Below are 23,649 nucleotides of genomic sequence, written 5' to 3' on the forward strand. Positions count from 1 at the left end.
GGTGCGGGGACCCGAACCTTATATCGGGCATACACACTTCTGCCGGGCTTCTCAGAGGGCACTCAGACTGTTCTCATGAAGGGGGAGGACAGTCATTCCCATGACGGAGACTCCCCGCACCGGCGGCCCCCAGCACCCCGCACCGCAGCAGTCCCCCGGCCCGTACCCGGCTCCGCCGGCGCAGCCGCCGCGGCAGCCGTTCCGCACGGCGAGCGGCGTGACCGTGTGGCCGGGCGAGGGCACGGCCCACGCCGGTGACGGACACGGCGGCGGCGGTCTCCCCGGCGGCGGGCCCACCGGCTTCCCCCAGGAAGGCCCGGTCCCCGCCGGCCGCTCCGGCGCCGGGCACGCCGCTCCCCGCCGGGCCCGTGGGCCCGTCGCCCTGCTCGCGGCGTGCGCGCTCGTCGCCGCCGTCGTCGGCGGCGGCTCGGCCGCCCTCGTCAGCGAGCTGACCGGCGGCTCCCGCGCCAGCGCGAGCCACGCCACGCCCGTGCAGAACGTCGCCGCCAAGAACGGCGGCGTCGCGGCCGTCGCCAAGGCCGTCAGCCCCAGCATCGTGGAGATCAAGGCCTCCACCCCCTCGGGGCAGTCGACCGGCTCCGGCGTGATCGTCACCGCCGACGGCGAGGTCGTCACCAACAACCACGTGGTCGCCGGTGCCGACACCGTCCGCGTCACCCTCGGCGACGGCACCGCGAAGACCGCCAAGGTCGTCGGCACCGACCCCGACAAGGACCTCGCCCTCGTCAAGATCCAGAACGCCGAGGGCCTGAAGGCCGCCGCACTGGGCGACTCCGGCCAGGTCGCCGTCGGCGACCAGGTCGTGGCCATCGGCTCGCCCGAGGGCCTCACCGGCACCGTGACCAGCGGCATCGTCTCCGCCCTCAACCGCGACGTGACCGTCTCGAAGGAACAGGACCGCGGCCGGCAGCGGCAGGGCACCCCCCAGTGGCCGTTCGAGTTCGGCGGCAACCAGTACAACGGCGACACGGGCTCCACCCGGACCACCTACAAGGCCCTCCAGACCGACGCCTCGCTCAACCCCGGCAACTCCGGCGGCGCGCTCATCAACATGAGCGGCGAGATCATCGGCATCAACTCCGCGATGTACGCCCCCAGTACCGCGAGTGGCTCGGGGGGCTCGGCCGGCAGCGTCGGCCTCGGCTTCGCCATCCCCGTCAACACCGTCAAGGCCGACCTGGCCAAGCTGCGGGCCGGCGGCAGCGGCAGCTGAACCGCCCTGCGGGCACCGGTCGTGCGAGGCTGGAAGGGCCCGCGACCCGTACGACACGCGAACTGTGAGGTCACCCGCGATGAGCCCCGCCGAGCACGGCGACCAGCCCGCCCGCATCCTGATCGTGGACGACGAGCCCGCCGTCCGCGAGGCGCTGCGCCGCAGCCTCGTCTTCGAGGGCTACGACACCGAGCTGGCCGTCGACGGACTCGACGCGCTCGACAAGGTCGCCGCGTACGGGCCGGAGCTCATCGTGCTCGACGTGCTGATGCCCCGCATGGACGGCCTCACCGCCGCCCGGCGGCTGCGCGGCTCCGGGGTGACCGTGCCGATCCTGATGCTGACCGCCCGCGACACGGTGGGGGACCGGGTCACCGGTCTGGACGCCGGCGCGGACGACTACCTCGTCAAGCCCTTCGAGCTGGACGAGCTGCTGGCCCGCATCCGCGCGCTGCTGCGCCGCAGCTCGTACGCCGCGGCCGCCACCACCCCGGCCGACGCCGGGGACGGCCACCAGCTGGTCTTCGCCGACCTGCGGATGGACCTCGCGACGCGCGAGGTGACGCGGGGCGCGCGGCGGGTGGAGCTGACGCGCACGGAGTTCACCCTGCTGGAGCTGTTCATGGCCCACCCGCGGCAGGTGCTCACCCGCGAGCAGATCCTCAAGACCGTGTGGGGCTTCGACTTCGAACCGTCCTCCAACTCGCTGGACGTGTACGTGATGTACCTGCGCCGCAAGACGGAAGCGGGCGGGGAACGGCGGCTCGTGCACACGGTGCGCGGGGTCGGCTACGTCCTGCGGGCCGACGGCGGCGCCGAGTGATCACCAGGTTCCGCCGGCTGCCGCTCCGCTCGCGCCTGGCCCTGCTGACGGCGGCCGCCGTGGCGGTGGCGGTCGCCCTCGCGGCGGGCGCGTGCTGGTTCGTCACGAAGGAGCAGCTGGCGCACCAGAGGGACACGACGCTGACCAGCCAGCGGGTCGACGAGCGGTCCGTGCAGGAGCTCATCCGCTCCTGCGGCACCAACCCGTCCGGCCTGCCGCCGGCCCCCGGTTCCTACACCGTCCAGGTGGTCACCGCGGGCGGACTGGTGTGCACGACGCCGGGCAAGGCCGCGATCCGCGTCACCGACGCCGATCTGGCCGTCGCGCGGGGCCGTGCCGACGAGGTGCTGCACGACGGGACGGCGGTGGACGGCAAGGAGATGCGCGTCGCGACGTACGCCAGCGACCAGCTGGCGCGCACGGCGATCTCCATCGCCCAGCCGCTGAGCGAGACGGAGAAGCCGCTCAACGCGCTGGCGCTGGTGCTGGTCCTCACGGCCGGCGTGGGGGTGCTGGGCGCCGCGATGGCCGGCCTGGGGATCGCGCGGGCGGGCCTGCGGCCGGTGGACCAGCTGACGGACGCCGTCGAGCACATCGCCCGCACCGAGGACCTGGCGGTGCGGATCCCGGTGGAGGGCGAGGACGAGATCGCCCGCCTGTCGCGCTCGTTCAACTCCATGACGGCCGCGCTGGCTTCGTCCCGCGACCGCCAGGCCCAGCTCATCGCGGACGCGGGACACGAGCTGCGGACGCCGCTCACGTCGCTGCGGACCAACATCGACCTGCTGGCGCGGAGTGAGGAGACGGGCCGGGCGATCCCGCCGGAGGACCGCAAGGAGCTGCTGGCGAGCGTGAAGGCGCAGATGACCGAGCTGGCGGAACTGATCGGCGACCTCCAGGAGCTGTCCCGCCCGGACGGGCCGGAGGGCGGCGCCCCCCTCCAGGTCGTGCCCCTGCACGAGGCCGTCGGACGGGCGGTCGCCCGCGCCCGGCTGCGCGCCGCCGGTTCGGGTCTGGTTGTCGACGACCGCACCGACCCGTGGTACGTCCGGGCGGAGCCGGCGGCGCTGGAGCGGGCGGTGGTCAACCTCCTCGACAACGCGGTGAAGTTCAGCCCCCCGGGAGGTGTGATCGAGGTCCGTCTGGTGAACGGCGAGCTGACGGTCCGCGACCATGGTCCGGGCATCCCGGACCATGAGCTCCCGCACGTCTTCGACCGTTTCTGGCGCTCGCCGTCGGCCCGCAGCCTGCCGGGCAGCGGGCTGGGGCTGTCGATCGTCGCCCGTACGGTCCAGCAGGCGGGCGGCGTGGTCACGCTGCGGCCGGCGGAGGGCGGCGAGGGGACGGTGGCGACGGTACGGCTGCCGGGAGCGGCGACGGAGCCGCCGCCCCTCACGGGGGACGAGCCCCGGCGGCCGTGAGGCCGGATCCGTGGGGCACCCCCTAGGGGCCGCCGACGGAGAGGCCGGTGGCGGAGAGGTCCGCCCGGATGCCGTCGCGCTCCACGACGACCCCGCGCAGGTGCAGGTCCTTGGCCTGTGGGGGGAGGCGGAAGGACAGGGTGAGGCGGTCGGCCAGCTCGGGCGGGCGGACGTGGGCGAGGCCCGCGACGACGGCCGGGTCGACGCCGAGCCGTTCCAGGATCCAGGGGTGGGCGACGACGACGTCGACGAGGTTGGCCCGTGTCAGCCTGTCGACGAAGCGGGGGGAGCCGACGATCCCGCGCAGCCGCTGTTCGCTGTGGAGGGCGGCCGCGGCCTCCTCCTCCGTCACACCGAGGCGGGCGGCGATCGCGGGTACCGCCAGCAGCGCCTTGGCGCGGCCGGCGTCCCGGCTGATGCGCTCGGCGGCCTCCCGGTGCAGGACCAGGCTCTTGTCCTTGCCCTCGGGGCGGTAGGTGGCGAGGTGGGGGAGGTCCAGGGACATGCTGTCGACCTCGGTGGACACGGCCCGGTCGCCGTCGCGGCGCAGGTGTGCCCGGGCGCGGAGGAGCACCTGCTGGCCGGCGATGCCGACCCGGCCGCGGGCGGCGACGGCGTCGTCGCCGAGGTCGCTGAACTTGATCTGCGACGAGCCGAGTTCACGGTTCATGTCGGCGAAGGACAGCAGGACGTCCCCCTTCAGCTGCCCGACGGTGGCGCCGCGGACGCCGGCCGGCACGCTGCCGGTGATGCGGACGTCGCGGGCGCTCGCCCGTACCTTCGCGAGGGAGACCCGGTCGGCGTCGACGTCGGGGACGGTGACGTCCACGCGGTGGAGGCGCTTGGCCAGCACCTGGGTGAGGAACGGGAAGCCGCGGATGTCGACTTGGGGATCGGCGGCGAGGTGCAGCTGCTGCCGAAGCGCCTGCTGGGCCTTCTTCTCGGCGTACATCGCGGCGCAGCGGTCGGCCAGGAGCAGCAGGGCGGTGGCGCCGAGGGCGGCGGCGAGCAGGCGGGGGACGAGGAGCCGGGGGCGCCGGGCGGGGGAGCGGCGGGCACGTCGGGTGCGGCGGCTGCGTTTGCGGGGGCGGCGGTGGTCGGGGGGTGACCAGGGCTCGTCGGCGACGACGTGGGCGGGGGCGATGTGGACGGTGAGCGGCGGGGCGCCGGGCGGCGTGTCCGGCGGCGTCGGTTCCGGCTCCGGGTCGGCGAGTGACGCCAGTTCTTCATAGGGGTTGGGGGGAAGGGAGGGTATGCGTGTGGGGGTGCGCATCGCCCCATCCCACCACGCGCGACGCCCCCGCGCGCAAGCGCTACCGGGGGTACGCGACGAATCCCCGGCGATGCCTCGAACGCGAGTCTTAGCACTGTTACGGGCAGAAAGCGGGGCGATTTCCGGCCGTTGTGCCGGGGCTTTCCCTGATGGCGGGAGAGAGCCCCTAGCGTGACTCCCATGGCACGCGCTCGGGGGAGTCGCGACGATCACGCGACCTGTGCGGTACGGCTGGGAGCCGGCTTCGGCGTCTGAGGTGGCGGCGGGGCGGCGGCCCGCCCTGCCGCCCGCCCCTGCTCACGACGCCGTCCGGGCCCGGGTGAAGAGCCGGCCGGCCAGGTCCACGCCGGTGACCTTGCCGCCGGCGTCGCGGGTGAAGAAGCCCCGCTGCCCCTTCAGGCCGCCCTCGGTGATGACGTACTCCGCACCGTCGCCGGGCAGGAAGCCCGTCTCGGCCGGCGCGTGGTCCGGGGGCATGTCGGCGTCCGACGCCTGCCGGATCTCGGGCTTGATCCCCACCCCGAGCGTGAGCCGGGTGCCGTCGGTGGCGAGGTCGAGGTTCATGGCGTCGTTCTCGTACCGGCCCGCGACCTCGCGCGCCCGCACCTCGTCGAACGGGACCGGCTCCGGGTCCTCCTCGGCCACGTCGAGGTAGTGGGCGAGGGCCCAGCGGACGACGTCCTGGTTGAAGGGGTAGCCCTCCGGGCCGGCGTTGGCCAGGGAGACGACGGCGAAGTCCCGCTCGGGCACGATGAGCAGCTCGGCGAACTGGCCGTTGCCCGATCCGCCGTGGCCGATCGTGCGCACGCCGTCCACCTCGCGCAGGAACCAGCCGATGCCGAAGGCGTCGCCGAGCGTGCTGCCGCGCAGCTCGACCGTCGGCTCCTTCATGCGCCGCAGCGCCTCGGCGGGCAGCACCCCCTCGCCGGTGCCGAGGTGGAACCGGGCCCAGCGCAGGAGGTCGCCGACCGAGGAGACGACGCCCCCGCCGGGGTTGTTGCCGCGCTCGCCGGCCGGCCAGGCCCGCCACGGCCGCGCGGGCCGCAGCGTCCCGTCCTGGTCGCGGTTGTGCCCGGCGGCGAACCGCCGGACGAAGACCTCGTCCAGGTCGAAGAAGGTGTTCTCAAGCCCGGCCGGCTCCAGGACCAGCGAGGTCATGGCCTTCTCGAAGGAGAGGCCCGTGACGTTCTCGACGATCCGACCGGCCAGGTTGTAGCCGGCCTGGCTGTACGAGGCGCGGGCGCCGGGCGCCGCGATCATCTGCAGCTCGGACATCTTGGCCACGAACCCCGCCAGGGAACCGTCCCCCTCGCCCGTGTCGATCAGGTTCCAGTCCAGCCCCGAGGTGTGGTTGAGCAGGTTCAGCACGGTGATCCGGGCCGCGGCGTCCTCGTCGGCGAGTCCGAGCTCGGGAACGTACCGGCGCACCGGGGCGTCCAGATCCACCCTCCCCTCGGAGACCAGGCGCATGAGCGCGGTCGCGGTGAAGGTCTTGGTGACCGACGCGAGGTGGAACAGCGTCTTGTCGTCGACCGGCAGCGGGTTGTCGACGCTGGTGACGCCCGCGGAGGCGTGGATCTCCCGGCCGTCCACCAGCACGCCGACGGCGACGCCGGGGACGTCGAACTCCTTGGCGGCCGACGCGACGAACTCGGACAGCTTCTCCTGCGACATTGCTTCCCCCAGGGGCCTTGGACCAGTACTTGAACTAAGTACAGGGCGACCATAGAGGCCCACTTGAACAATGTGCAAGTGGTGGCCTGAACTTAGTTCAAGTAAGCTCCCGTCATGCCTCGGGACACCTTGACCGTCGACCAGATCGTCCGCGCCGCCATCGAGTTGCTGGACGAGGAGGGGCTGGACGGCCTCAACATGCGCAGCCTCGGCAAACGGCTCGGCGCGGCCGCCACGGCGATCTACTGGCACATCAAGACCAAGGACGACCTCGTCCGGCTCGCCGGTGACGCCATCTGGGACGAGGTCGAGCTGCCCGACCCCGACGCCGCCGACTGGCGGCAGGCGGCCACGGCCCTGGCCACAGGCATGCACGCGATGCTCGGCCGGCACCCCTGGTTCGTGCAGGCGTGCGGCAGTCATCTCCTCTACGGCGCTGGCAAGTCCCGCTACGACGACCGTTGTCTCGCCGTCTACGAGAACGCCGGGTTCGGCGCCGCCGACGCGGACCGGGCGGCCGCCACGGTCTTCATCTTCGTCCTGGGCAACGCCCTCGGGCCCGCCGTGGAGGTCTCGCTGGCCCGGCGGCTGAGCAAGAACGGCAAGGACGCGGGGCAGCACATGGCCGACGCCGTGGCGCGGGCGGGGGAGATCGCCATGCGGTTCCCGCGGCTGCGCGAGCGCCTCGGCACCACCGCCGCCGCGGACTACGCCGCGGCGCCCGACAGCAGCTTCGAGTTCGGCCTCGCCGCCATCCTCGACGGCTTCGAGGTCCGTCTGGGGCGGCGGTGACTCCGCCGTTCGGCGGATCGGTGCGGCCTCAGGAGTGACGACCGGGGGACGAGCGGCGGATGAGGCTGGAGGATGTGAAAACGACACCTCTTTCCCCCGTCGAGACGGAACGCCCGGTCCCGCGGTGGGCGATGGTCACCGCCCGCGCCATCCCGCTCGTCCTGCTTCCCCAGTGCCTGTGGCGGCTGCCGTTCGCCTTCCACTTCCAGATGGGAATGGCGCACGACCCCGACGCCGCCGTCTGGCCGGTCTGGGCGACCATCCCCTACGTGTTCGGGCTCAGCCTCCTGACCGAGGCGCTGGCGCTGCTGTGCTTCGGCCTGGTGCGGGGCTGGGGCGAGGTCGCGCCCGCGTGGCTCCCGTTCATCGGGGGCAAGCGGATACCGCCGGCCGCGGCGCTCGTCCCGGCGACGCTCGGCGGGCTGGGCGCGACCGCGTTCTGGGCGCCGTCGGTGCTGGTGTGGCTGGGCCTCATCGAAGACGACAGCGTCGGCTACGTCAACGGCGGGTGGGAGACGCTGGCCCGCGTGTGCATCGCGCCGGGGACCCTGTGGGGGCCGATGGTGCTGGCGCTGACGTACGGGTACTACGTGCGCCGCTGCCGGCCCGGCAAGCGGGCGGGCTGATCCGTCCCGCCCGGTTCCGCCCCCGGCTCAGACGATCGGCGACAGGAGGTTGGGGAGGGCCACGAGGTCGGAGCCCCCGCTTCCCACGTGGGTCAGACCGTTGGACGTGGCGTACAGGATGCCGCCCAGCAGGTTCGCGTTCACCTCCGCTTGAGCCGGTGCCGCCAGTGCGGCGGAGCCGACGCAGAGCAGGGCCGTGGCGGCGAGGGTGGTCAACACGCGGCGGAGCGGGTTCATGGGTGCCCCCTGGGGGTCCGGTGCAACGGTCGGCCCAGGACTACCGCCCGTACGGCCGCCTCATGCCCGCCATGCCCCCGCGCGCCGCTCCGCACCACCGCGCGCTCGCCCCGGCCGACCGGGCCCGCCGCGCGAGGAGGCGGCGGGCCCGGCCCGTCGGCTACATCCAGGTCGTCGCCGTGGCGACGACACGGGCCTTCTTCGGCTGGTCCGGGTTGCCGTAGCGGATCTCGAACCGGGGGTGCGAGCGGGTGAAGTCGCTGTCGACGACCCGCACCTGGGCCGGCTTCTTCACCGTGCGCGAGGCGATGTCCGTGTTGAGGAAGAAGCCGAACTCGCCCGTCGCCGGGGCGTACACGAAGAACTCGCCGCCCGCGTACCGTCGCTGGGCCACCTCGTCCGCAAGGACCAGGGACCAGTAGCCCACGCAGTGCCCGGCGGGACACATGAACCGGTACTCGGCCCGCAGGCCGTCCAGGTCCATCCACCGGAAGGGGTTGTCGTCCGCTGAGGTCGTCGCCTTCGCCGTGGTGTCCTGCGACGGCGGCGTCGCCGCCGAGGCGGTGGCCCCCTGGGCGACAGCGAGGCCCAGGGCGGCCGTTGCCACGGTGGTGGTGAGAGTGCGGAGAACGGTTCGGCGCTGCACGGGGATCTCCTGTTCGACGTGGCGGACAGCGCGTGTGAGCGCGCTGCTACGAACGGTGATCCTTGCTGCGCCGGTGCGTCCGGGCAAAGCCGGGCGGGGAAAACCGGTCAACCGCCCGTACGGTCGATGTCCGGCCAGTCCCGGTGACCTACGCGGGACGGCCGTAGGGCCGGGTCATGATCTCCATGTTGTGGCCGTCGGGGTCGGTGAAGTACACGCCCCGGCCGCCGAAGAGGCGGTTGATGTGGCCGGGGTCGGTGTGGTGGGGGTCGGCGTAGTACGTGATCCCGGCGGCTTCGATCCGGGCCATCGCGACGTCGAACTCCTCCTCCGAGACCAGGAACGCGTAGTGGTGCGACGTGACGGGAGCCCCGGCGTTCTCGTAGAAGTCGAGCGTCACGCCGTTGGCCAGGTCGACCGGCACGAACGGACCGAAGGGCGCGCCGACGCGCAGCCCGAGTATGCCGGCGAGGAAGTGGGCGGACGCCTGCTTGTCCGTGGCGTGGACGACGGTGTGGTTGAGCTCTACTGCCATGGTGGTGATCCTCAAGGTGGTGAACGGCCGTCACGCGACGGTCCGTTGTGATGCGGCGGCAACGTGCGAGAGGGGGGATCCGCTCGGGGGAAGGCGCGCGAAGGCGTGTGCGGAGACGCGCAGGAGCGTGAAGACACGCGAAAGGGGTGTGCGGTGCGCGGTGAGCGGAAACAACGAAGGCGGGCTTCTCGCCCGCCCCGTCCTCACGACGAGGCCGGGTGCCTCACTCGCTTGTGGCCCATGGCCGACCCGGCAGTCACGTCCGTGACTGTACATCAGGTGACCGCCGCGGCTCGAGGGCGATGGCGCCGGCGGTGCTCGCGGCGAAGGGCGGGGCCCCGGCCGCTCAAGCGGACGGCGCACGGCGGGAATCCGCCGTGCGCCGTCGACGCGTGCTTCGCTGTGAAGTGCGGGACTACTTCACGATCGTGATCCGGTTCGCGGCCGGCGGGGCCAGCGGCGCGTCCTTCGACGAGTGGGCCGTCAGGTAGGCGATGAAGACGTCCAGGTCGGACGCGGCCACCAGCTTGTTCTTGCCCTCCTTGAAGGCGGGGAAGCCGTCGCCGCCGCCCATCAGGAACTCGTTCCCGGCGACGCGGTAGGTCTTCGCCGGGTCGATGGCGGTGCCGCCCAGCTTCACCGACGAGGCCACGACGCGGTCCGCGCCCTTCTTCGTCAGGTCGAGCGTGTAGGTCAGGCCGCTGCTCACCTGGAGGATCTTCGGCTGGGCCTCGTTGGGGCCGCTGACCTGCTGCTGGAGCGCCGCGATGACCTGGGCGCCGGTCAGGTCCTTGACCTGCATGAGGTTGGTGAAGGGCTGCACGGTGAAGGCCTCGCCGTACGTCACGACGCCGTCGCCCTCACTGCCGGAGGCCTTGTACGCCAGGTCCGAGCGGACGCCGCCCGGGTTCATGAAGGCGATCTGGGCGCCGCCCTTGGCCGCCGGGGACAGGGCCTCCAGCTGGGCGTCCGTGATGACGTCGCCGAGCGGCTGCTCGTACGCCTCGGAGCCGCGGCCGTTGATGTCGGCGGAGATGTAGCCCACCGGCTTGTTGGCGACGGGCGCCGCCAGCTTCTTCCAGCGGTCGATGAGCGCCGTCATGTCCGCGGCCTTCGGCTGGGTGCGGTCGACGACGTGGTTGGCCGTGCGGGGGTTCTTCGCGTGCGCGGCGGCGCTCGTCTTGACGGTCGTGCGGACGATGTCCTTCGTCCGCCGGTCGTAGGTCAGCGTCGTGTCGGTGTAGAGCCGGCCGAAGGACGCGGCCGAGGTGACCGTGCGCGGGGCGCCGGACGGGTCGGGGATTGTGCAGGCGTAGGCCTGGTGCGTGTGGCCGGTCACCAGGGCGTCCACCTTGGGAGTGACCTTCTTGGCGATGTCGACGATCGGGCCGGAGATGCCGGCGCCCGCGCCCGGGGTGTCGCAGTCGAAGTTGTACGACCCCGAAGCCGGCATGCCGCCCTCGTGCAGGAGCGCGACGATCGACTTCACGCCCTGGCGGTCCAGCTCCTTGGCGTACTTGTTGATCGTCTCGACCTCGTCGGCGAACTTCAGGCCCTTGACGCCCTCGGCCGTGACGACGTCCGGCGTGTTCTTCGTCGTGACGCCGATGAAGCCGACCTTCACGCCCTTGTGTTCCCAGACGGTGTACGGCTTGAGGATCGGCTTGCCGGTCTTCTCGTCGAGGACGTTCGCCGCGAGGTAGGGGAACTGCGCGCCCTTGTAGGTCTTGCCCTTCTCGAAGCAGCCCTCCTTCGGGTGGCAGCCGCCGCGCTGCATGCGGGTCAGCTCGGCGCGGCCCTCGTCGAACTCGTGGTTGCCCACGGAAGTGACGTCGAGGTCCAGCTTGTTGAGCGCCTCGATGGTCGGCTCGTCGTGGAAGAGGCCGGACATCAGGGGGCTGGCGCCGATCATGTCGCCGGCCGCCGCCGTGATCGAGTAGTCGTGGCCCTTGCGGGCCGTGCGCAGGGCGTTGGCCAGGTACTCGACGCCGCCCGCGGGTATGGCCTTCGTCGTCCCGTCGGCCTGGGTCTCGGTCACGGTGCCGGAGGAGCCCTGCGGGGGCTCGAGGTTGCCGTGCAGGTCGTTGAAGGACAGCAGCTGCACGTCCACCGTGCGGCCCCGGTCGTGGCCGTGACCGCGGTCGTTGGCGCCGGCCGTGGCCGTGGCGGCGGTCAGGGTGCCGGCGGTGGCGGCGAGGACGGCGGCCGTGGCGGTCAGCCGTCTGAGGGCGAGGCGCTTGCGAGGCAGCGGCGTCGCGGGCATGTGTTCCCCTTTTGATGAAAGTACTGGGGGTCTTTCAGGTCGGCGGCAGCATACGGTTGACGCGCGTAGTCCCGCAGGAGGGCCCCGGTTACGGAGGGGTGACGCGGACGGGGACGCGCGCGCCGCAGTAAGCGGAGGGGTGCTTTCCGGTCGTGGCTCCCGTGCCTCCGGACCGCGCACCGGCCGCGACGTAGGCTCGGGGCATGAGCGACGTGGTGAATGACGTGAGCGGCCAGCGGCGTATCGAGGTGTGCGAAGAGCTGTCGTCCGGGCAGTTGGAGGAGGTGCGGGGGCTCATCGCCGAGGCCGCCGCCGTGGACGGGCAGCCGGCCGTCTCGGAGCAGGGGCGCCTCCAGCTCAAGGGGCGGCGCGAGGGCGTGCGGCACGTCCTGCTGCGCGACGCGGACGGCGGGCTCGCCGGCTACGGCCAGCTGGAGGAGAACGACCCGGTCGAGGCCCCGGCCGGGGAGTTCGTGGTCCATCCCGACCGCCGCGGCTACGGCCACGGGCGGGCCCTGGGCGCCGCCCTGCTGCACGAGTCCGGCAAGCGGCTGCGTGTGTGGGCGCACGGCGGTCACCCGGCGGCCCGGCACCTCGCGCAGGTGCTGGGCATGAGCCTCTTCCGCGAGCTGCGGCAGATGCGGCGGCCCCTGGCGGACCTGGACCTGGCCGAGCCCGTGCTGCCGGAGGGCGTGACGGTGCGGACGTTCCGCCCCGGCGAGGACGACGCGGCCTGGCTTGCGGTGAACGCGGAGGCGTTCGCGCACCACCCCGAGCAGGGCTCGCTCACGCAGCGGGACCTCGACGACCGCAAGGCCGAGGGCTGGTTCGACCCCGAGGGGTTCTTCCTGGCCGAGAAGGGCGGGGAGCTCGTCGGTTTCCACTGGACGAAGGTGCACGCCGCCCAGGGCCTCGGCGAGGTGTACGTCCTGGGCGTGCGGCCCGGCGCCCAGGGCGGCGGGCTCGGCAAGTCGCTGACGGCGATCGGCCTGCGGCACCTGGCGGCGCGGGGGCTGCCCACGGCGATGCTGTACGTCGACGCGGACAACGCCGCGGCCGTCGCCGTCTACGAGCGGCTCGGGTTCCTGACCCACGAGACGGACCTGATGTACCGGACCGAGAGCTGATCCCCGTCGCGCGGCGCGGCTGACCGGCGCCGGCCGTGCCGGTCCCCGCCGGCCTCGGGCGTACCCGGCCGCGCTCGGGCGCGCCCGTACGGCGAGATCGTTTGACAGGGGACGAGCCCTTCCATCACCCTTTCACTAGGCAAGTAGTGAAAGGGTGATGGGCGTGGTCGAGTTCCGCATCGACCGGCGCAGCGGGGTCGCCACCTACCTCCAGATCGTCCAGCAGGTCGAACGGGCCCTGCGCCTGGGCCTGCTGACGCCCGGTGACAAGCTGCCCACGGCGAAGGAAGTCGTCGCGGCCACGGCCATCAACCCCAACACCGTCCTGAAGGCCTACCGCGAGCTCGACCGTGCGGGCCTGGTCGAGGCGCGCCCCGGGCTGGGGACCTTCGTGCGGCGCTCGCTCGCCCGGCCGGAGGCCGCCGCCGACTCGCCGCTGCGCGCCGAACTGGCCGACTGGACGGAACGCGCCCGCGCGGCCGGGCTCGACCGGGAGGACGTGGCCGCCCTGGTCGCCTCCGTGCTCGACGAGAGCTTCTCCCGGCCCCCCGGGGACCACGCGCGGGACGAACGACCCGCACGCAGAGGGGACGAGGGGAACGCATGACCGACCTGACGTATCGCCCCGGCCGGACCGCCGTGGAGGCGGTCGGGCTGGGGATGAGGTACCGCCGGCGCTGGGCGCTGCGCGACTGCTCGTTCCGCCTCCCCGCCGGGAGGGTGTGCGCCCTGGTCGGCCCCAACGGAGCCGGCAAGTCGACCCTGCTGGCCCTGGCCGCCGGGCTTGGCAGGCCGGCCGAGGGCTCCCTGCGGGTCCTCGGCGGCGCCCCCTCCGACGGCGCCGTGCGCCCCCGCGTGGCCTACGTCGCCCAGGACAAGCCCCTCTACCCGCACTTCACCGTCGCCGAGACCCTCGCTCTGGGCGCGCGGCTCAACCCCGGCCGCTGGGACGCGGCCGTCGCCGAGCGGCTCGTCCGCGCCGGCGGGCTCTCTCCCGACGCGCGCGCCGGCTCCCTCTCCGGCGGCCAGCGCACCCGTCTCGCGCTCGCCCTCGCCTTCGGCAAGCGGCCCGAACTGCTGCTGCTGGACGAGCCGATGAGCGACCTAGACCCGCTGGTGCGCCACGAGATGACGGCCGCCCTGATGGCCGAGGCCGCCGAGTACGCCACCACGGTCGTCATGGCCTCGCACGTCCTCGCCGAACTGGAGGGCGTCTGCGACTACCTGCTGCTGGTGGCCGACGGCCGGGTGCGGCTCGCGGGCGAGGTGGAGGACCTGATCTCCGCTCACCGCCTGGTCATGGGCCGGTACGAGGACGTGGGCACCCCCCGCGAGTTCGCCGCCCACACCATCGTGGAGGCCCGCACGACGGGACGTCAGTTCACCGCGCTCATACGGCCCGACGGGCCCGTCGGCGGCCACTGGGAGGTCGCCGAGCCGTCGCTGGAGGAGTTGCTCCTCGCCCACCTCCGCGCCCCGGGCGCCCCCGCCCTGCTCGCCCCCAGCGCCGAGCCCCGCGCCGGTGCCCGGCCGGCGGGGGTGGCGGCATGACGGCCGTCCCCCTGTCCGCGCCCGGCCGTGGCGGAGCGGAGACGCGGCAGCGTCCGCGGCCCGGGCTGCGCGGGCTCCTCTGGCTGGCGCTGCGGCAGCACCGCGCCATGGCGTGGACCGCGCTGGGCGCGCTGGTCGCGCTGGGGCTGACCCTGGTGTGGCTGCGGTTCGCGCTCGTCTCCTTCACGGCCGGCCACCACCTCCAGCACGGCTGCGACCTGCTCGCCGAATGCCACCCCGGGGACGAGGTCGTCTCCGCCTATCAGCCCTACGCCGACGCGATGCACTACATCGGCCGGTGCGTCGCCTACCTGCCCCTGGTCGTCGGGGCGTTCGTCGCCGGTCCGGTGATCGCCCGTGAGCTGGAGAGCGGCACCTACAAGCTGGCGTGGACCCAGTCCCTCTCGCCGACGCGCTGGTTCGCGGTCAAGCTCGCCACGGTCACCGTGGCCGTCCTCGCCGGCGTGTCGCTGCTGTCCGCCCTCTACACCTGGGCCTGGCGGGCGGAGCCCGTGGGGCTCGAGAGGGGCGGCGCGTGGTTCCGCGCCTTCGACGTGATCGGACCCGTGCCCGTCGGCCAGGCCCTGCTGGCCGTCGCCGTCGGCGCGCTGACCGGCCTGCTGGTGAGGCGCACGGTCGCGGCCATGGGCGGCGCGATCGCCGCGCACCTCCTGCTCACCGCGCCGTTGCAGCAGCTGCGGGAGAAGCTGGTCGACCCGGTCACCGAGCTGTCCTCGCGGCAGCCCGGCCTGATCGGCACCGACGGGCGCTGGATCCTCGGGCGCGGCCTGGTCGACCAGTCGGGCGGCCGCGTCCCCGAGCCCGACTGCGGCATCGGCGTCAGCCCCGAGGACTGCGTGGCACGGCACGGCGCCACCGGCTGGTACGTGGACTACCACCCGGCGTCACACCTGTGGCCCTTGCAGTGGGCGGAGGCGGGGGTCCACCTCGGCGCCGCGGCGGCCGTGGCCGCGGCCGCGGTGTGGGTGGTGCGGCGTCGCCACCCGTGACGAGGACGGGGAGGACGGCGGGCCGGGGCCCGTAGCGCCCCGTGCCGGTGTGCGAGCAGGCTGTGTTCCGCTTTCCTGCGCGCCATGTGCTTGTTACCCGTGATTCAACAGCGATTGCGAGCCTGGCCGAATGCAGCCCGCCGCGCCCCACGCAACCGCACGAAGGCTACGCGCCGCCCCCGCACCCCCTTCCGACGCGCCTGCTCCCGCCGTGGCGCGGAACAATGAAGGTATGAGCCAGTCGACCGGCACCGGCGCACAGGCCTACGACAGCGTCCGGGCGCACGACAGCACCGAAGCGGTGGGCTTCATCGCCGCCCACCGCCCGAAGGCGGCCGTCATCGCGGGCATGCCCGAGGCCCCGGTCCCCGAGCTGGACGCCTACGCCCCCGGCCCCGGCCCCGAGGCCGGGCCCGAGGCCCCGCCGGAGGCCGACCCGCTGCCCGAGGGCCGTTTCCTGGACCGGGAGCGGAGCTGGCTGGCCTTCAACGAGCGGGTCCTGGAGCTGGCCGAGGACCCGGCGACGCCCCTGCTGGAACGGGCCAACTTCCTGGCGATCTTCGCCAGCAACCTCGACGAGTTCTTCATGGTCCGCGTCGCGGGCCTGAAGCGCCGCATCGCCACCGGCGTGGCCACCCGCTCGGCCTCCGGGCTCCAGCCCCGCGAGGTGCTGGAGCTGATCTGGACCCGCTCCCGGGAGCTCATGGCCCGGCACGCGGCCTGTTACCAGCACGACGTCGCCCCCGAGCTGGCCGACCAGGGCGTCCACCTCATCCGCTGGCCCGAGCTGACCGGCCAGGAGCAGGGCCGCCTCTTCACCCTCTTCCGGCAGCAGATCTTCCCCGTCCTGACCCCGCTGGCCGTCGACCCCGCCCACCCCTTCCCGTACATCTCCGGGCTGTCGCTCAACCTGGCCGTGGTGGTGCGCAACCCCGTCAGCGGGCACGACCACTTCGCACGCGTGAAGGTCCCTCCGCTGCTGCCGCGCTTCCTGGAGGCGTCCCCCCAGCGGTACGTCCCCGTCGAGGACGTCATCGCGGCCCACCTGGAGGAGCTCTTCCCCGGCATGGAGGTGCTCGCGCACCACATGTTCCGCGTGACCCGCAACGAGGACCTCGAAGTCGAGGAGGACGACGCCGAGAACCTGCTCCAGGCCCTGGAGAAGGAACTCATGCGCCGCCGCTTCGGCCCGCCCGTACGGCTGGAGGTCGAGGAGACCATCGACCCGTACGTCCTCGACCTGCTGGTCCGCGAGCTGAAGATCTCCGACGCCGAGGTCTACCCGCTGCCCGGCCCGCTCGACCTGACCGCGCTCTTCGCGATCGCCGCCCTGGACCGGCCCGAGCTCAAATACCCCAAGTTCGTGGCCGGCACGCACCGTGACCTCGCCGAGGTGGAGTCGGCCTCCGCGCCCGACATCTTCGCGGCCCTGCGCGAGCGGGACGTGCTGCTGCACCACCCCTACGACTCCTTCTCCACCTCCGTGCAGGCGTTCCTGGAGCAGGCCGCCGCCGACCCGGACGTGCTGGCCATCAAGCAGACCCTGTACCGGACCTCCGGCGACTCACCGATCGTCGACGCCCTGATAGACGCGGCGGAGTCCGGCAAACAGGTCCTCGTCCTCGTCGAGATCAAGGCCCGCTTCGACGAGCAGGCCAACATCAAGTGGGCGCGGAAGCTGGAGGAGGCCGGCTGCCACGTCGTCTACGGCCTGGTGGGGCTGAAGACGCACTGCAAGCTGTCGCTGGTGGTCCGCCAGGAGGGCGACACGCTGCGCCGCTACTCCCACGTCGGCACCGGCAACTACCACCCCAAGACCGCCCGCCTCTACGAGGACTTCGGACTGCTGACCGCCGATCCGCAGGTCGGCGCCGACCTCTCCGACCTCTTCAACCGGCTGTCCGGCTACTCCCGGCGCGAGACCTACCGGCGTCTGCTGGTCGCCCCCCGGTCGCTGCGCGACGGCCTGGTCTCGCGGATCGCCAAGGAGGCCGCGCACCACCGCGCCGGCCGGCCCGCCTACGTCCGCATCAAGGTCAACTCCATGGTGGACGAGGCGGTCATCGACGCGCTCTACCGCGCGGCGCGCGCGGGGGTGCCGGTGGACGTCTGGGTGCGCGGCATCTGCGCGCTGCGCCCCGGGGTGCCGGGGCTGTCGGAGAACATCCGGGTGCGCAGCGTCCTGGGGCGGTTCCTGGAGCACTCCCGGGTCTTCGCGTTCGGGAACGGCGGCGAGCCCGAAGTCTGGCTCGGCAGCGCCGACATGATGCACCGGAACCTCGACCGGCGCATCGAGGCGCTGGTGCGGGTCACCGACCCCGGCCACCGGGCCTCCCTCAGCCGGCTGCTGGAGCTCGGGGTCTCCGACCGCACCGCCGCCTGGCACCTGGGCCCGGACGGCAACTGGACGCGGCACGCCACCGACGCCGACGGGCAGCCGCTGCCGAACGTGCAGGAGATGCTCGTGGACGCCCGGAGGCGCCGACGTGGCTCAGCGACCACATGACCCGCCGGTTACGGTCACGGCACCGGCAGCACCCGGGGGGCAGGAAGTGACGACGACGAAACGGACCGAGGCGCCCGCGGCGGCCCCGGAGGCCCGCACCGCCACGGCGGGGGAGGTCCTCGCGGGCTACCTCCACGCCCAGGCCACGGAGTTCCTGCGCAGCCTGCGGCTGCACGGGGAGAGCGGCTGCGACGCGGAGGACGCCGGCGAGGCGTCCCGCCTGCTGCGGCGCTCCGCGCGCCGTATCGCCGGCACGCTGCACGTGTACCGGCCGTTGACGGACGCGGCGTGGGCGGACCCCCTGCGCGCGGAGCTGGCCTGGCTGTCCGACGTGCTGGGGCACGAGCACGCCTTCGCCGCGCGGCTCGTAAGGCTGCGCGGGGCGCTGCACCGGCTGTCGGGGGAGGGGGCGGCGGACGGGGCCGGGCTGACGGTGGGGGCGGCCCGGGCCGGGGCGCTGCTGGACCGGCGGCTGACGCTGGCGCGCGCCCGCGCCCACTCGGCGGCGCTCCAGGCGCTGGGCTCCTCGCGCTTCCACGGGGTGGCGGACTCGGTCGCCGTCCTGGCGTCCGACGCGCCGTTGGACCCGGCCGCGTACGGCCTGCCGGCCCACCAGGCGCTGGAGCACCTGGTGGAGCAAGCCCATCGCGGGCTCACGGAGGCCGTCGAGGCGCTGCCGCTGGCGGTGGCCGGGCTGCCGTACAACGCGGAGGCACTGGCGCACGGCCTCGCCGCGGCCCCCGCCTCGGACGCGGAGCCCGCGGAGGCCCGGCAGGACGTGCCCTGGCACCGGGTGCGGCGGCTGGTGCGGCTGCGGCGGTACGCACAGGAGGTGCTGGACGAGCGGCAGCAGGCCGAGGCCGAGCCCACGTTGAGCGTCCGGCTCCTGGCCGCCGGCCAGGCACTGGACCGCCACCGCGACGCCGCGGAGGCGGCGCTCGCCGCCTCCGCCGCGGCGCGGACGCCCCGCATCGCGCCGGCCACGGCGTACGCCCTCGGGGTGCTGCACGCCGACCAGCGGCACGAGGTGGAGGCGGCGCGCTACGCCTTCGACCGGATCTGGCAGCGGCTGACGGGGGCGGTGGCGTGAGCGGGGCGCCGGTGCTGGCCGCCGGGTGCGTGCTGTGGCGGGCGACGGCGCCCGGCGAGCTGGAGCTCGCGCTGGTCCACCGGCCGAAGTATGACGACTGGTCGCTGCCGAAGGGCAAGCTCAAGCGCGGTGAGACGGCGCGGGCCTGCGCGGTGCGGGAGGTGCTGGAGGAGACGGGCATGCGCTGCGCGCTGGGTGCGGCCCTGCCGATGTCGCGGTACGAGTCGGAGGGGCGGCCGAAGGAGGTCCGCTGGTGGGCGGCCGAGGCCCTGGACGGGGCTTTCGAGCCCAGCCGGGAGGTGGACCGCCTGCTGTGGCTGGCCCCGGCCGAGGCGAGGGCCCGCTTGACCCACGACCGGGACCGGCCCCTGGTGGACGCGCTGCTCACCGTGCTGAGCGGTGGTGACGCGGTTTCCTGAGCCGGCGGCCCGGGGGTTGCCGGCCCCTGGCCGGGCGGCGGCACGCGGCACGGACCTGTGCCCCCGGGGCCGCCGGTACGGCGGCGGGAGGCCCGCCGCCGTCACGCGCCGCCCGGCGCCAGCGCCTCCCAGCGCACCGTCACTTCTCCCTGCCGCCACCGCCGTGGGCCGTCCACCAGCGGCCAGTCGGCCCGCAAGGACGCGACCGCGCGGATCCACCGCTGCCGCGCGCTGAGCGCGCCGTAGGGCGCGAACGCGGCCCACGCGCGGTCGAAGTCGCGGAGGAACGCGTGGACCGGCTCGCCCGGGACGTTCCGGTGGATGAGCGCCTTCGGCAGCCGTTCGGCCAGGTCGGACGGGGCCTCCAGGGAGCCCAGCCGGGCCGCGAAGGTGATCGTCCGCGGGCCCTCCGGCCCGAGCGCCACCCAGACGTGGCGGCGCCCGATCTCGTCGCACGTGCCCTCGACGAGGAGTCCGCCGGGCGCCAGCCGGCCGCACAGCCGGGCCCACACCTCCTCGACCTCGCCCTCGTCGTACTGGCGCAGGACGTTCGCGGCACGGATCAGCAGCGGCCGGCGTCCGCCCGGCAGCGGCACCTCGAAGCCACCGTGCGCGAAGGACAGCCCGGCGCGCTCGTAGGGTTTCGCCGCCGCGACCCGCGCCGGGTCGATCTCCACGCCGACGACCTCCGCGTCGGCGCGTACCGTGCGCAGCCGGCCCAGCAGTTCCACGGCCGTCCAGGGCGCCGCCCCGTAGCCGAGGTCCACGGCGACCGGATCGGCGGCGCGCCGCAGCGCGGCCGCGTGGGCGTCGGCGATCCACCGATCCATGCGGCGCAGCCGGTTCGGGTTGGTCGTGCCGCGGGTCGCCGAACCGATGGGGCGGTGCTGGGGGGCGGTACGTGCGGCCATGGGCATAGAGCCTAGGGGGTGCCCGACGGGCCGGTGCGGGTCCTGCGGTGTCCGGCGCCGGGGGCACCTCCCGGCGGTGGCCGGGGGAGCCGCGGGGCCCGTGCCACCCGTCGGACGCCCCTCAGCCGCAGGCGCCCGCCCCGGCGGCTGGTCACTGTTTGGCAAAGGTGGAAATGGGAGCCTGCCTCCGCGACGTTGTCACAGGTTGACAGGTGGTGATCGCCCTCAGGGCGAAAGCCCTCGGCGGTGGACGGAGGACATACGGTGAGCCAGTACGCATCCCGGCTCGGCGCCCGCCGCGGCCGTGCGCTCGGCCCCTTCCCCAAGCCCCAGCGGCTGCGCCTGGGCGCGGCCCGCCGGCCGCGCCGCGTCGCGATGCTCAGCGTGCACACCTCCCCGCTCCACCAGCCGGGCACCGGCGACGCCGGCGGGATGAACGTCTACATCGTCGAGCTGGCCAAGCGCCTGGCCTCGATCAACATTGAGGTCGAGATCTTCACCCGCGCCACCACCGGCACCCTGCCGCCCACCGTCGAGCTGGCCCCCGGCGTCCTCGTCCGGCACATCGACGCGGGCCCCTACGAGGGCCTGGCCAAGGAGGAGCTGCCCGCGCAGCTGTGCGCCTTCACCCACGGCGTGATGCAGGCGTGGGCCGGTCACCGGCCCGGCCACTACGACCTCGTCCACTCCCACTACTGGCTCTCCGGCCACGTCGGCTGGCTCGCCGCGCAGCGCTGGGGAGTGCCGCTCGTGCACGCCATGCACACCATGGCCAAGGTCAAGAACGCCGCGCTCGCTGAGGGCGACACCCCCGAGCCCGCCGCCCGGGTGATCGGCGAGACTCAGATCGTCCGCGCCGCCGACCGGCTCATCGCCAACACCGACGGCGAGGCCCAGGAGCTGGTCCACCACTACGAGGCCGACCCCGAGAAGGTCGCCGTCGTCCACCCGGGCGTCAACCTCGACCGCTTCCGCCCGGCCGACGGGCGGGCCGCCGCCCGTGAGCGGCTCGGTCTGCCGCCCGGCGCGCTCGTGCCCCTCTTCGCCGGCCGCATCCAGCCGCTCAAGGCCCCCGACGTGCTGCTGCGCGCCGTGGCCGTCCTCCTCGACCGGCAGCCGGAGCTGCGCTCGCGCATCGTCGTGCCCGTCGTCGGCGGCCCCAGCGGCAGCGGTCTGGCCAAGCCGGAGGGCCTCCAGAAGCTGGCTGCCCGCCTGGGCGTGGCCGACGTCGTCCGCTTCCGGCCGCCGGTGGGCCAGGAGCGTCTCGCCGACTGGTACCGGGCGGCGTCCGTGCTGGTCATGCCGTCGCACAGCGAGTCCTTCGGCCTGGTGGCCGCCGAGGCCCAGGCCTGCGGGACGCCCGTGGTCGCCGCGGCGGTGGGCGGACTGCCGGTGGCCGTGCGGGACGGGGTCAGCGGTTTCCTGATCGACGGCCACGACCCCGCCGACTACGCGACCGCGCTGGGCCGTTTCGCGAACGAGCCCGGCCTCGCGGACACCATGGGCGCCGCCGCGGCCCGGCACGCGCAGTCCTTCGGCTGGGGCGCGGCGGCGGCCGCCACCGCCGAGGTGTACACCGCCGCGATGGGCGAGCGGCGGCGTCGCCTACGCTCGGCTCATGTCTGACGCGAAGACCACCATCGAGCGGACCCTCCGCGAGGCGGACCTCGAATGGGAGAGCCCGGCCGAGGGCACGTACGTCGTGAAGCTGCCGGGCACGCGCAAGTTGTCGACGACGGTGTCCCTGGTGCTCGGCAAGCACTCGCTGTCCGTCAACGCCTTCGTCGTGCGCCGCCCCGACGAGAACCACGAGGCCGTGCACCGCTGGCTGCTGGAGCGCAACACCAAGCTGTACGGGCTGGCTTACGCCGTCGACCGGCTGGGCGACGTCTACCTGGTGGGCCGGCTGCCGTTGGTGGCCGTCACGCCGGAGGAGATCGACCGTGTGCTGGGCACCGTGCTGGAGCACGCGGACGGCAGCTTCAACACCCTGCTGGAGATGGGCTTCGCCACCGCGATCCGCAAGGAGTACGCGTGGCGCACGGCGCGGGGGGAGTCGACGCGGAACCTGGAGGCGTTCGCACGCCTGACGCGCGAGGAGGGCGACCGGGCGTAAGGCCCGTCGCCCTCCCCTCGCCGCCGTCGGCTCAGACCGCCGCCGGTTCCGCCTCCCGTGCGGCGGCTTCCGGCTGTTCGGCCGGGGCGGCGGCCTGGCCCGTACCGGCCTCGGCCGCCGGGAGGTCGCGCATCAGCAGCCAGTAGCCGGCGGCGGCGACGGTGCCGACGACGGCGCAGGTCGCCCACAGGGTGTCCGCGCCGTACCGGTCGATCAGCCAGCCGCCCGCCAGCGGGGCGACGAGGGCGGCCGCCGGCCACGACAGCGTGAACATGCCCTGGTAGCGCCCGCGGCCCTGGGCCGGGGAGAGCCGCACCACGAGGCCCATCTGGGTGGGGGAGTTGATGATCTCGGCCAGCGTCCAGACGACGATGGTCAGCGCGTAGACGCCGACCGATCCGGCGAAGGCGGTGAGCCCGAAGCCGTACCCCGCGAGCAGCGCGGAGAAGGTCAGCAGCGTGCGCGGGTCGCGGTGTTCGATGAAGCGGGTCACGGGGATCTGCAGGGCCACGATCAGCACGCCGTTGACCGCGATGACGGTGCCGTAGTCGCCGGGGGAGAAGCCGTCGGCGCCCATGGCCACCGGCAGGGCGACCGAGTGCTGCATGAAGACGAAGGCCATCAGGAACGACAGGAACACCACGCCCATGTAGCGCCGGTCGCGCAGCACCGTCATCAGGCTGACGGGATCCTCGTCCGCCACGGCGCCGTCCGCGCCGGCCGTCGGCTCCGGCCGGGACTCGGGCAGCTTCCAGAAGACCAGGAGGGCGCAGGCGAGGGTCAGCGCGGCCTCGCCGAGGAAACCGATCAGGTAGCTGTGCTCGGCGACGAGGCCGGCGGCGAGCGAGGAGAAGGCGAAGCCGAGGTTGATGGCCCAGTAGTTCAGGGCGAAGGCCCGCACCCGGTCCTCGGGGGCGACGATGTCGGCCATCATCGCCTGCACGGCCGGGCGCGAGGCGGTGCTGGTCATGCCCACCAGGAAGGCGACGGCCGCGACGGCCACCGGGTGTTCCATGAAGCCCAGCAGCGCCACGGTGACGGCGGTGGAGAGCTGGGCGATCAGCAGGGTGGGCCGCCGCCCCAGCCGGTCGGCCATCACGCCGGCGCCGAGGGAGGAGATCACCCCGCCCAGGCCGTGGAGGGCCGCGACGAGGCCGGCGTAGACGGCCGAGTAGCCGCGGTCGAGGGTGAGATAGAGGGCCAGGAAGGTGGCGACGAACGCGCCCATCCGGTTGATCAACGTGGAGGTCCACAGCCACCAGAACTCGCGGGGCAGCCCCGCGACGCTCCTTCTCACGGCCTGTCTGACGCTTGCTACGGACATTGCCGCGCCCCCCGATGTAAGTGCCTCTCTTGCACTCCGCAACTTACTCAGCTGGGCGTGTGCACGCCAAT

General features: G+C 73.7%; 21 protein-coding genes and 1 pseudogene. 14 read left to right on the forward strand and 8 right to left on the reverse strand.

Going from position 1 to position 23,649, the window contains the following annotated elements; translation table 11 throughout:
* Positions 1-100 precede the first annotated feature (100 nt).
* From CYQ11_RS17325 to CYQ11_RS17335, 3 genes are all read left to right on the forward strand, one after another.
* Positions 101-1,234 carry a S1C family serine protease gene (locus CYQ11_RS17325; RefSeq protein WP_099199133.1) on the forward strand — a complete coding sequence of 378 codons (1,134 nt, stop codon included), beginning with the start codon at positions 101-103 and terminating at the stop codon, positions 1,232-1,234.
* A gap of 79 nt (positions 1,235-1,313) precedes the next feature.
* Positions 1,314-2,057 (forward strand): response regulator transcription factor, encoded by a 744-nt coding sequence (locus tag CYQ11_RS17330; protein ID WP_099199134.1) that lies wholly within the window; start codon positions 1,314-1,316, stop codon positions 2,055-2,057.
* The gene (locus CYQ11_RS17335) at positions 2,054-3,478 is read left to right on the forward strand and encodes a sensor histidine kinase (RefSeq protein ID WP_099199135.1); all 1,425 of its coding nucleotides are present in this window, start codon (positions 2,054-2,056) and stop codon (positions 3,476-3,478) included. The genes CYQ11_RS17330 and CYQ11_RS17335 overlap by 4 nt, the downstream gene beginning before the upstream one ends.
* Before the next feature lie 22 nt (positions 3,479-3,500).
* Here the strand turns inward: CYQ11_RS17335 and CYQ11_RS17340 are convergent, their stop codons facing one another.
* Positions 3,501-4,751 (reverse strand): DUF2993 domain-containing protein, encoded by a 1,251-nt coding sequence (locus CYQ11_RS17340; protein ID WP_099199136.1) that lies wholly within the window; start codon positions 4,749-4,751, stop codon positions 3,501-3,503.
* 297 nt (positions 4,752-5,048) lie between these two features.
* Positions 5,049-6,425, reverse strand: coding sequence for a serine hydrolase domain-containing protein (locus tag CYQ11_RS17345; RefSeq protein ID WP_099199137.1), 1,377 nt, complete (start codon positions 6,423-6,425; stop codon positions 5,049-5,051).
* Between the two features lie 114 nt (positions 6,426-6,539).
* On the opposite strand from CYQ11_RS17345, the gene CYQ11_RS17350 reads away from it, so the two are divergent.
* The gene (locus CYQ11_RS17350; protein ID WP_099199138.1) at positions 6,540-7,217 is read left to right on the forward strand and encodes a TetR/AcrR family transcriptional regulator; all 678 of its coding nucleotides are present in this window, start codon (positions 6,540-6,542) and stop codon (positions 7,215-7,217) included.
* 74 nt (positions 7,218-7,291) lie between these two features.
* Positions 7,292-7,843 carry a hypothetical protein gene (locus tag CYQ11_RS17355; RefSeq protein WP_240003383.1) on the forward strand — a complete coding sequence of 184 codons (552 nt, stop codon included), beginning with the start codon at positions 7,292-7,294 and terminating at the stop codon, positions 7,841-7,843.
* Between the two features lie 27 nt (positions 7,844-7,870).
* Here CYQ11_RS17355 and CYQ11_RS17360 read toward each other — a convergent pair whose 3' ends face one another.
* The 4 genes from CYQ11_RS17360 to CYQ11_RS17375 all read right to left on the reverse strand — a co-directional run bounded on the left by CYQ11_RS17360 (position 7,871) and on the right by CYQ11_RS17375 (position 11,524).
* Positions 7,871-8,080 carry a hypothetical protein gene (locus CYQ11_RS17360; RefSeq protein ID WP_099199140.1) on the reverse strand — a complete coding sequence of 70 codons (210 nt, stop codon included), beginning with the start codon at positions 8,078-8,080 and terminating at the stop codon, positions 7,871-7,873.
* Positions 8,081-8,240: 160 nt separating this feature from the next.
* Positions 8,241-8,726 carry a hypothetical protein gene (locus CYQ11_RS17365; protein WP_099199141.1) on the reverse strand — a complete coding sequence of 162 codons (486 nt, stop codon included), beginning with the start codon at positions 8,724-8,726 and terminating at the stop codon, positions 8,241-8,243.
* 148 nt (positions 8,727-8,874) lie between these two features.
* Entirely contained in the window at positions 8,875-9,261 is a 387-nt protein-coding gene (locus tag CYQ11_RS17370) for a VOC family protein (protein ID WP_099199142.1), read from the reverse strand.
* A 415-nt stretch (positions 9,262-9,676) separates the two neighbouring features.
* Positions 9,677-11,524, reverse strand: a complete 1,848-nt coding sequence (locus CYQ11_RS17375; RefSeq protein WP_099199143.1) for a bifunctional metallophosphatase/5'-nucleotidase — start codon at positions 11,522-11,524, stop codon at positions 9,677-9,679.
* A 203-nt stretch (positions 11,525-11,727) separates the two neighbouring features.
* On the opposite strand from CYQ11_RS17375, the gene mshD reads away from it, so the two are divergent.
* The 7 genes and pseudogenes from mshD to CYQ11_RS17410 all read left to right on the forward strand — a co-directional run bounded on the left by mshD (position 11,728) and on the right by CYQ11_RS17410 (position 19,227).
* On the forward strand, positions 11,728-12,651 hold the full coding sequence (mshD, locus tag CYQ11_RS17380; protein WP_099199144.1) for a mycothiol synthase: 924 nt from the start codon (positions 11,728-11,730) through the stop codon (positions 12,649-12,651).
* A gap of 157 nt (positions 12,652-12,808) precedes the next feature.
* Positions 12,809-13,258: a GntR family transcriptional regulator gene (locus CYQ11_RS17385; RefSeq protein ID WP_398780062.1), complete on the forward strand. Its 450-nt coding sequence runs from the start codon at positions 12,809-12,811 to the stop codon at positions 13,256-13,258.
* Between the two features lie 53 nt (positions 13,259-13,311).
* A pseudogene (locus CYQ11_RS30970) lies at positions 13,312-13,761 on the forward strand (ATP-binding cassette domain-containing protein); the annotation flags it as partial.
* 437 nt (positions 13,762-14,198) lie between these two features.
* Positions 14,199-15,212, forward strand: a complete 1,014-nt coding sequence (locus CYQ11_RS17395; protein WP_104651002.1) for an ABC-2 membrane transporter-related protein — start codon at positions 14,199-14,201, stop codon at positions 15,210-15,212.
* A 232-nt stretch (positions 15,213-15,444) separates the two neighbouring features.
* Positions 15,445-17,718 carry an RNA degradosome polyphosphate kinase gene (locus CYQ11_RS17400; RefSeq protein WP_338105518.1) on the forward strand — a complete coding sequence of 758 codons (2,274 nt, stop codon included), beginning with the start codon at positions 15,445-15,447 and terminating at the stop codon, positions 17,716-17,718.
* Positions 17,699-18,808: a CHAD domain-containing protein gene (locus tag CYQ11_RS17405; RefSeq protein ID WP_099199148.1), complete on the forward strand. Its 1,110-nt coding sequence runs from the start codon at positions 17,699-17,701 to the stop codon at positions 18,806-18,808. The genes CYQ11_RS17400 and CYQ11_RS17405 overlap by 20 nt, the downstream gene beginning before the upstream one ends.
* A complete protein-coding gene (locus CYQ11_RS17410; RefSeq protein WP_099199149.1) occupies positions 18,805-19,227 on the forward strand; it encodes an NUDIX hydrolase in 423 nt (140 codons plus the stop codon). The genes CYQ11_RS17405 and CYQ11_RS17410 overlap by 4 nt, the downstream gene beginning before the upstream one ends.
* 101 nt (positions 19,228-19,328) lie before the next feature.
* Here the strand turns inward: CYQ11_RS17410 and CYQ11_RS17415 are convergent, their stop codons facing one another.
* Entirely contained in the window at positions 19,329-20,138 is an 810-nt protein-coding gene (locus tag CYQ11_RS17415; protein ID WP_099199164.1) for a class I SAM-dependent methyltransferase, read from the reverse strand.
* Between the two features lie 264 nt (positions 20,139-20,402).
* Between CYQ11_RS17415 and mshA the strand changes: the two genes are divergently transcribed.
* The gene (mshA, locus tag CYQ11_RS17420) at positions 20,403-21,764 is read left to right on the forward strand and encodes a D-inositol-3-phosphate glycosyltransferase (protein WP_398780063.1); all 1,362 of its coding nucleotides are present in this window, start codon (positions 20,403-20,405) and stop codon (positions 21,762-21,764) included.
* Complete coding sequence (locus tag CYQ11_RS17425; protein WP_099199150.1) at positions 21,757-22,254, forward strand: type III secretion system chaperone family protein; 498 nt, start codon at positions 21,757-21,759, stop codon at positions 22,252-22,254. The genes mshA and CYQ11_RS17425 overlap by 8 nt, the downstream gene beginning before the upstream one ends.
* A gap of 31 nt (positions 22,255-22,285) precedes the next feature.
* On the opposite strand, the gene CYQ11_RS17430 is transcribed toward CYQ11_RS17425, so the two are convergent.
* Entirely contained in the window at positions 22,286-23,578 is a 1,293-nt protein-coding gene (locus CYQ11_RS17430; RefSeq protein WP_099199151.1) for an MDR family MFS transporter, read from the reverse strand.
* Positions 23,579-23,649 lie beyond the last annotated feature (71 nt).

Source organism: Streptomyces cinnamoneus (assembly GCF_002939475.1).
Taxonomy (GTDB): Bacteria; Actinomycetota; Actinomycetes; order Streptomycetales; family Streptomycetaceae; genus Streptomyces; species Streptomyces cinnamoneus_A.

Bases quoted from the DNA above. Each gene is read 5' to 3' on its own strand.
- CYQ11_RS17325 (WP_099199133.1), top strand. From the start codon at position 101: ATGACGGAGACTCCCCGCACCGGCGGCCCCCAGCACCCCGCACCGCAG.
- CYQ11_RS17330 (WP_099199134.1), top strand. From the start codon at position 1,314: ATGAGCCCCGCCGAGCACGGCGACCAGCCCGCCCGCATCCTGATCGTG.
- CYQ11_RS17340 (WP_099199136.1), bottom strand. From the start codon at position 4,751: ATGCGCACCCCCACACGCATACCCTCCCTTCCCCCCAACCCCTATGAA.
- CYQ11_RS17345 (WP_099199137.1), bottom strand. From the start codon at position 6,425: ATGTCGCAGGAGAAGCTGTCCGAGTTCGTCGCGTCGGCCGCCAAGGAG.
- CYQ11_RS17350 (WP_099199138.1), top strand. From the start codon at position 6,540: ATGCCTCGGGACACCTTGACCGTCGACCAGATCGTCCGCGCCGCCATC.
- CYQ11_RS17360 (WP_099199140.1), bottom strand. From the start codon at position 8,080: ATGAACCCGCTCCGCCGCGTGTTGACCACCCTCGCCGCCACGGCCCTG.
- CYQ11_RS17370 (WP_099199142.1), bottom strand. From the start codon at position 9,261: ATGGCAGTAGAGCTCAACCACACCGTCGTCCACGCCACGGACAAGCAG.
- CYQ11_RS17375 (WP_099199143.1), bottom strand. From the start codon at position 11,524: ATGCCCGCGACGCCGCTGCCTCGCAAGCGCCTCGCCCTCAGACGGCTG.
- mshD (WP_099199144.1), top strand. From the start codon at position 11,728: ATGAGCGACGTGGTGAATGACGTGAGCGGCCAGCGGCGTATCGAGGTG.
- CYQ11_RS17385 (WP_398780062.1), top strand. From the start codon at position 12,809: ATGGGCGTGGTCGAGTTCCGCATCGACCGGCGCAGCGGGGTCGCCACC.
- CYQ11_RS17395 (WP_104651002.1), top strand. From the start codon at position 14,199: ATGACGGCCGTCCCCCTGTCCGCGCCCGGCCGTGGCGGAGCGGAGACG.
- CYQ11_RS17400 (WP_338105518.1), top strand. From the start codon at position 15,445: ATGAGCCAGTCGACCGGCACCGGCGCACAGGCCTACGACAGCGTCCGG.
- CYQ11_RS17415 (WP_099199164.1), bottom strand. From the start codon at position 20,138: ATGGCCGCACGTACCGCCCCCCAGCACCGCCCCATCGGTTCGGCGACC.
- CYQ11_RS17425 (WP_099199150.1), top strand. From the start codon at position 21,757: ATGTCTGACGCGAAGACCACCATCGAGCGGACCCTCCGCGAGGCGGAC.
- CYQ11_RS17430 (WP_099199151.1), bottom strand. From the start codon at position 23,578: ATGTCCGTAGCAAGCGTCAGACAGGCCGTGAGAAGGAGCGTCGCGGGG.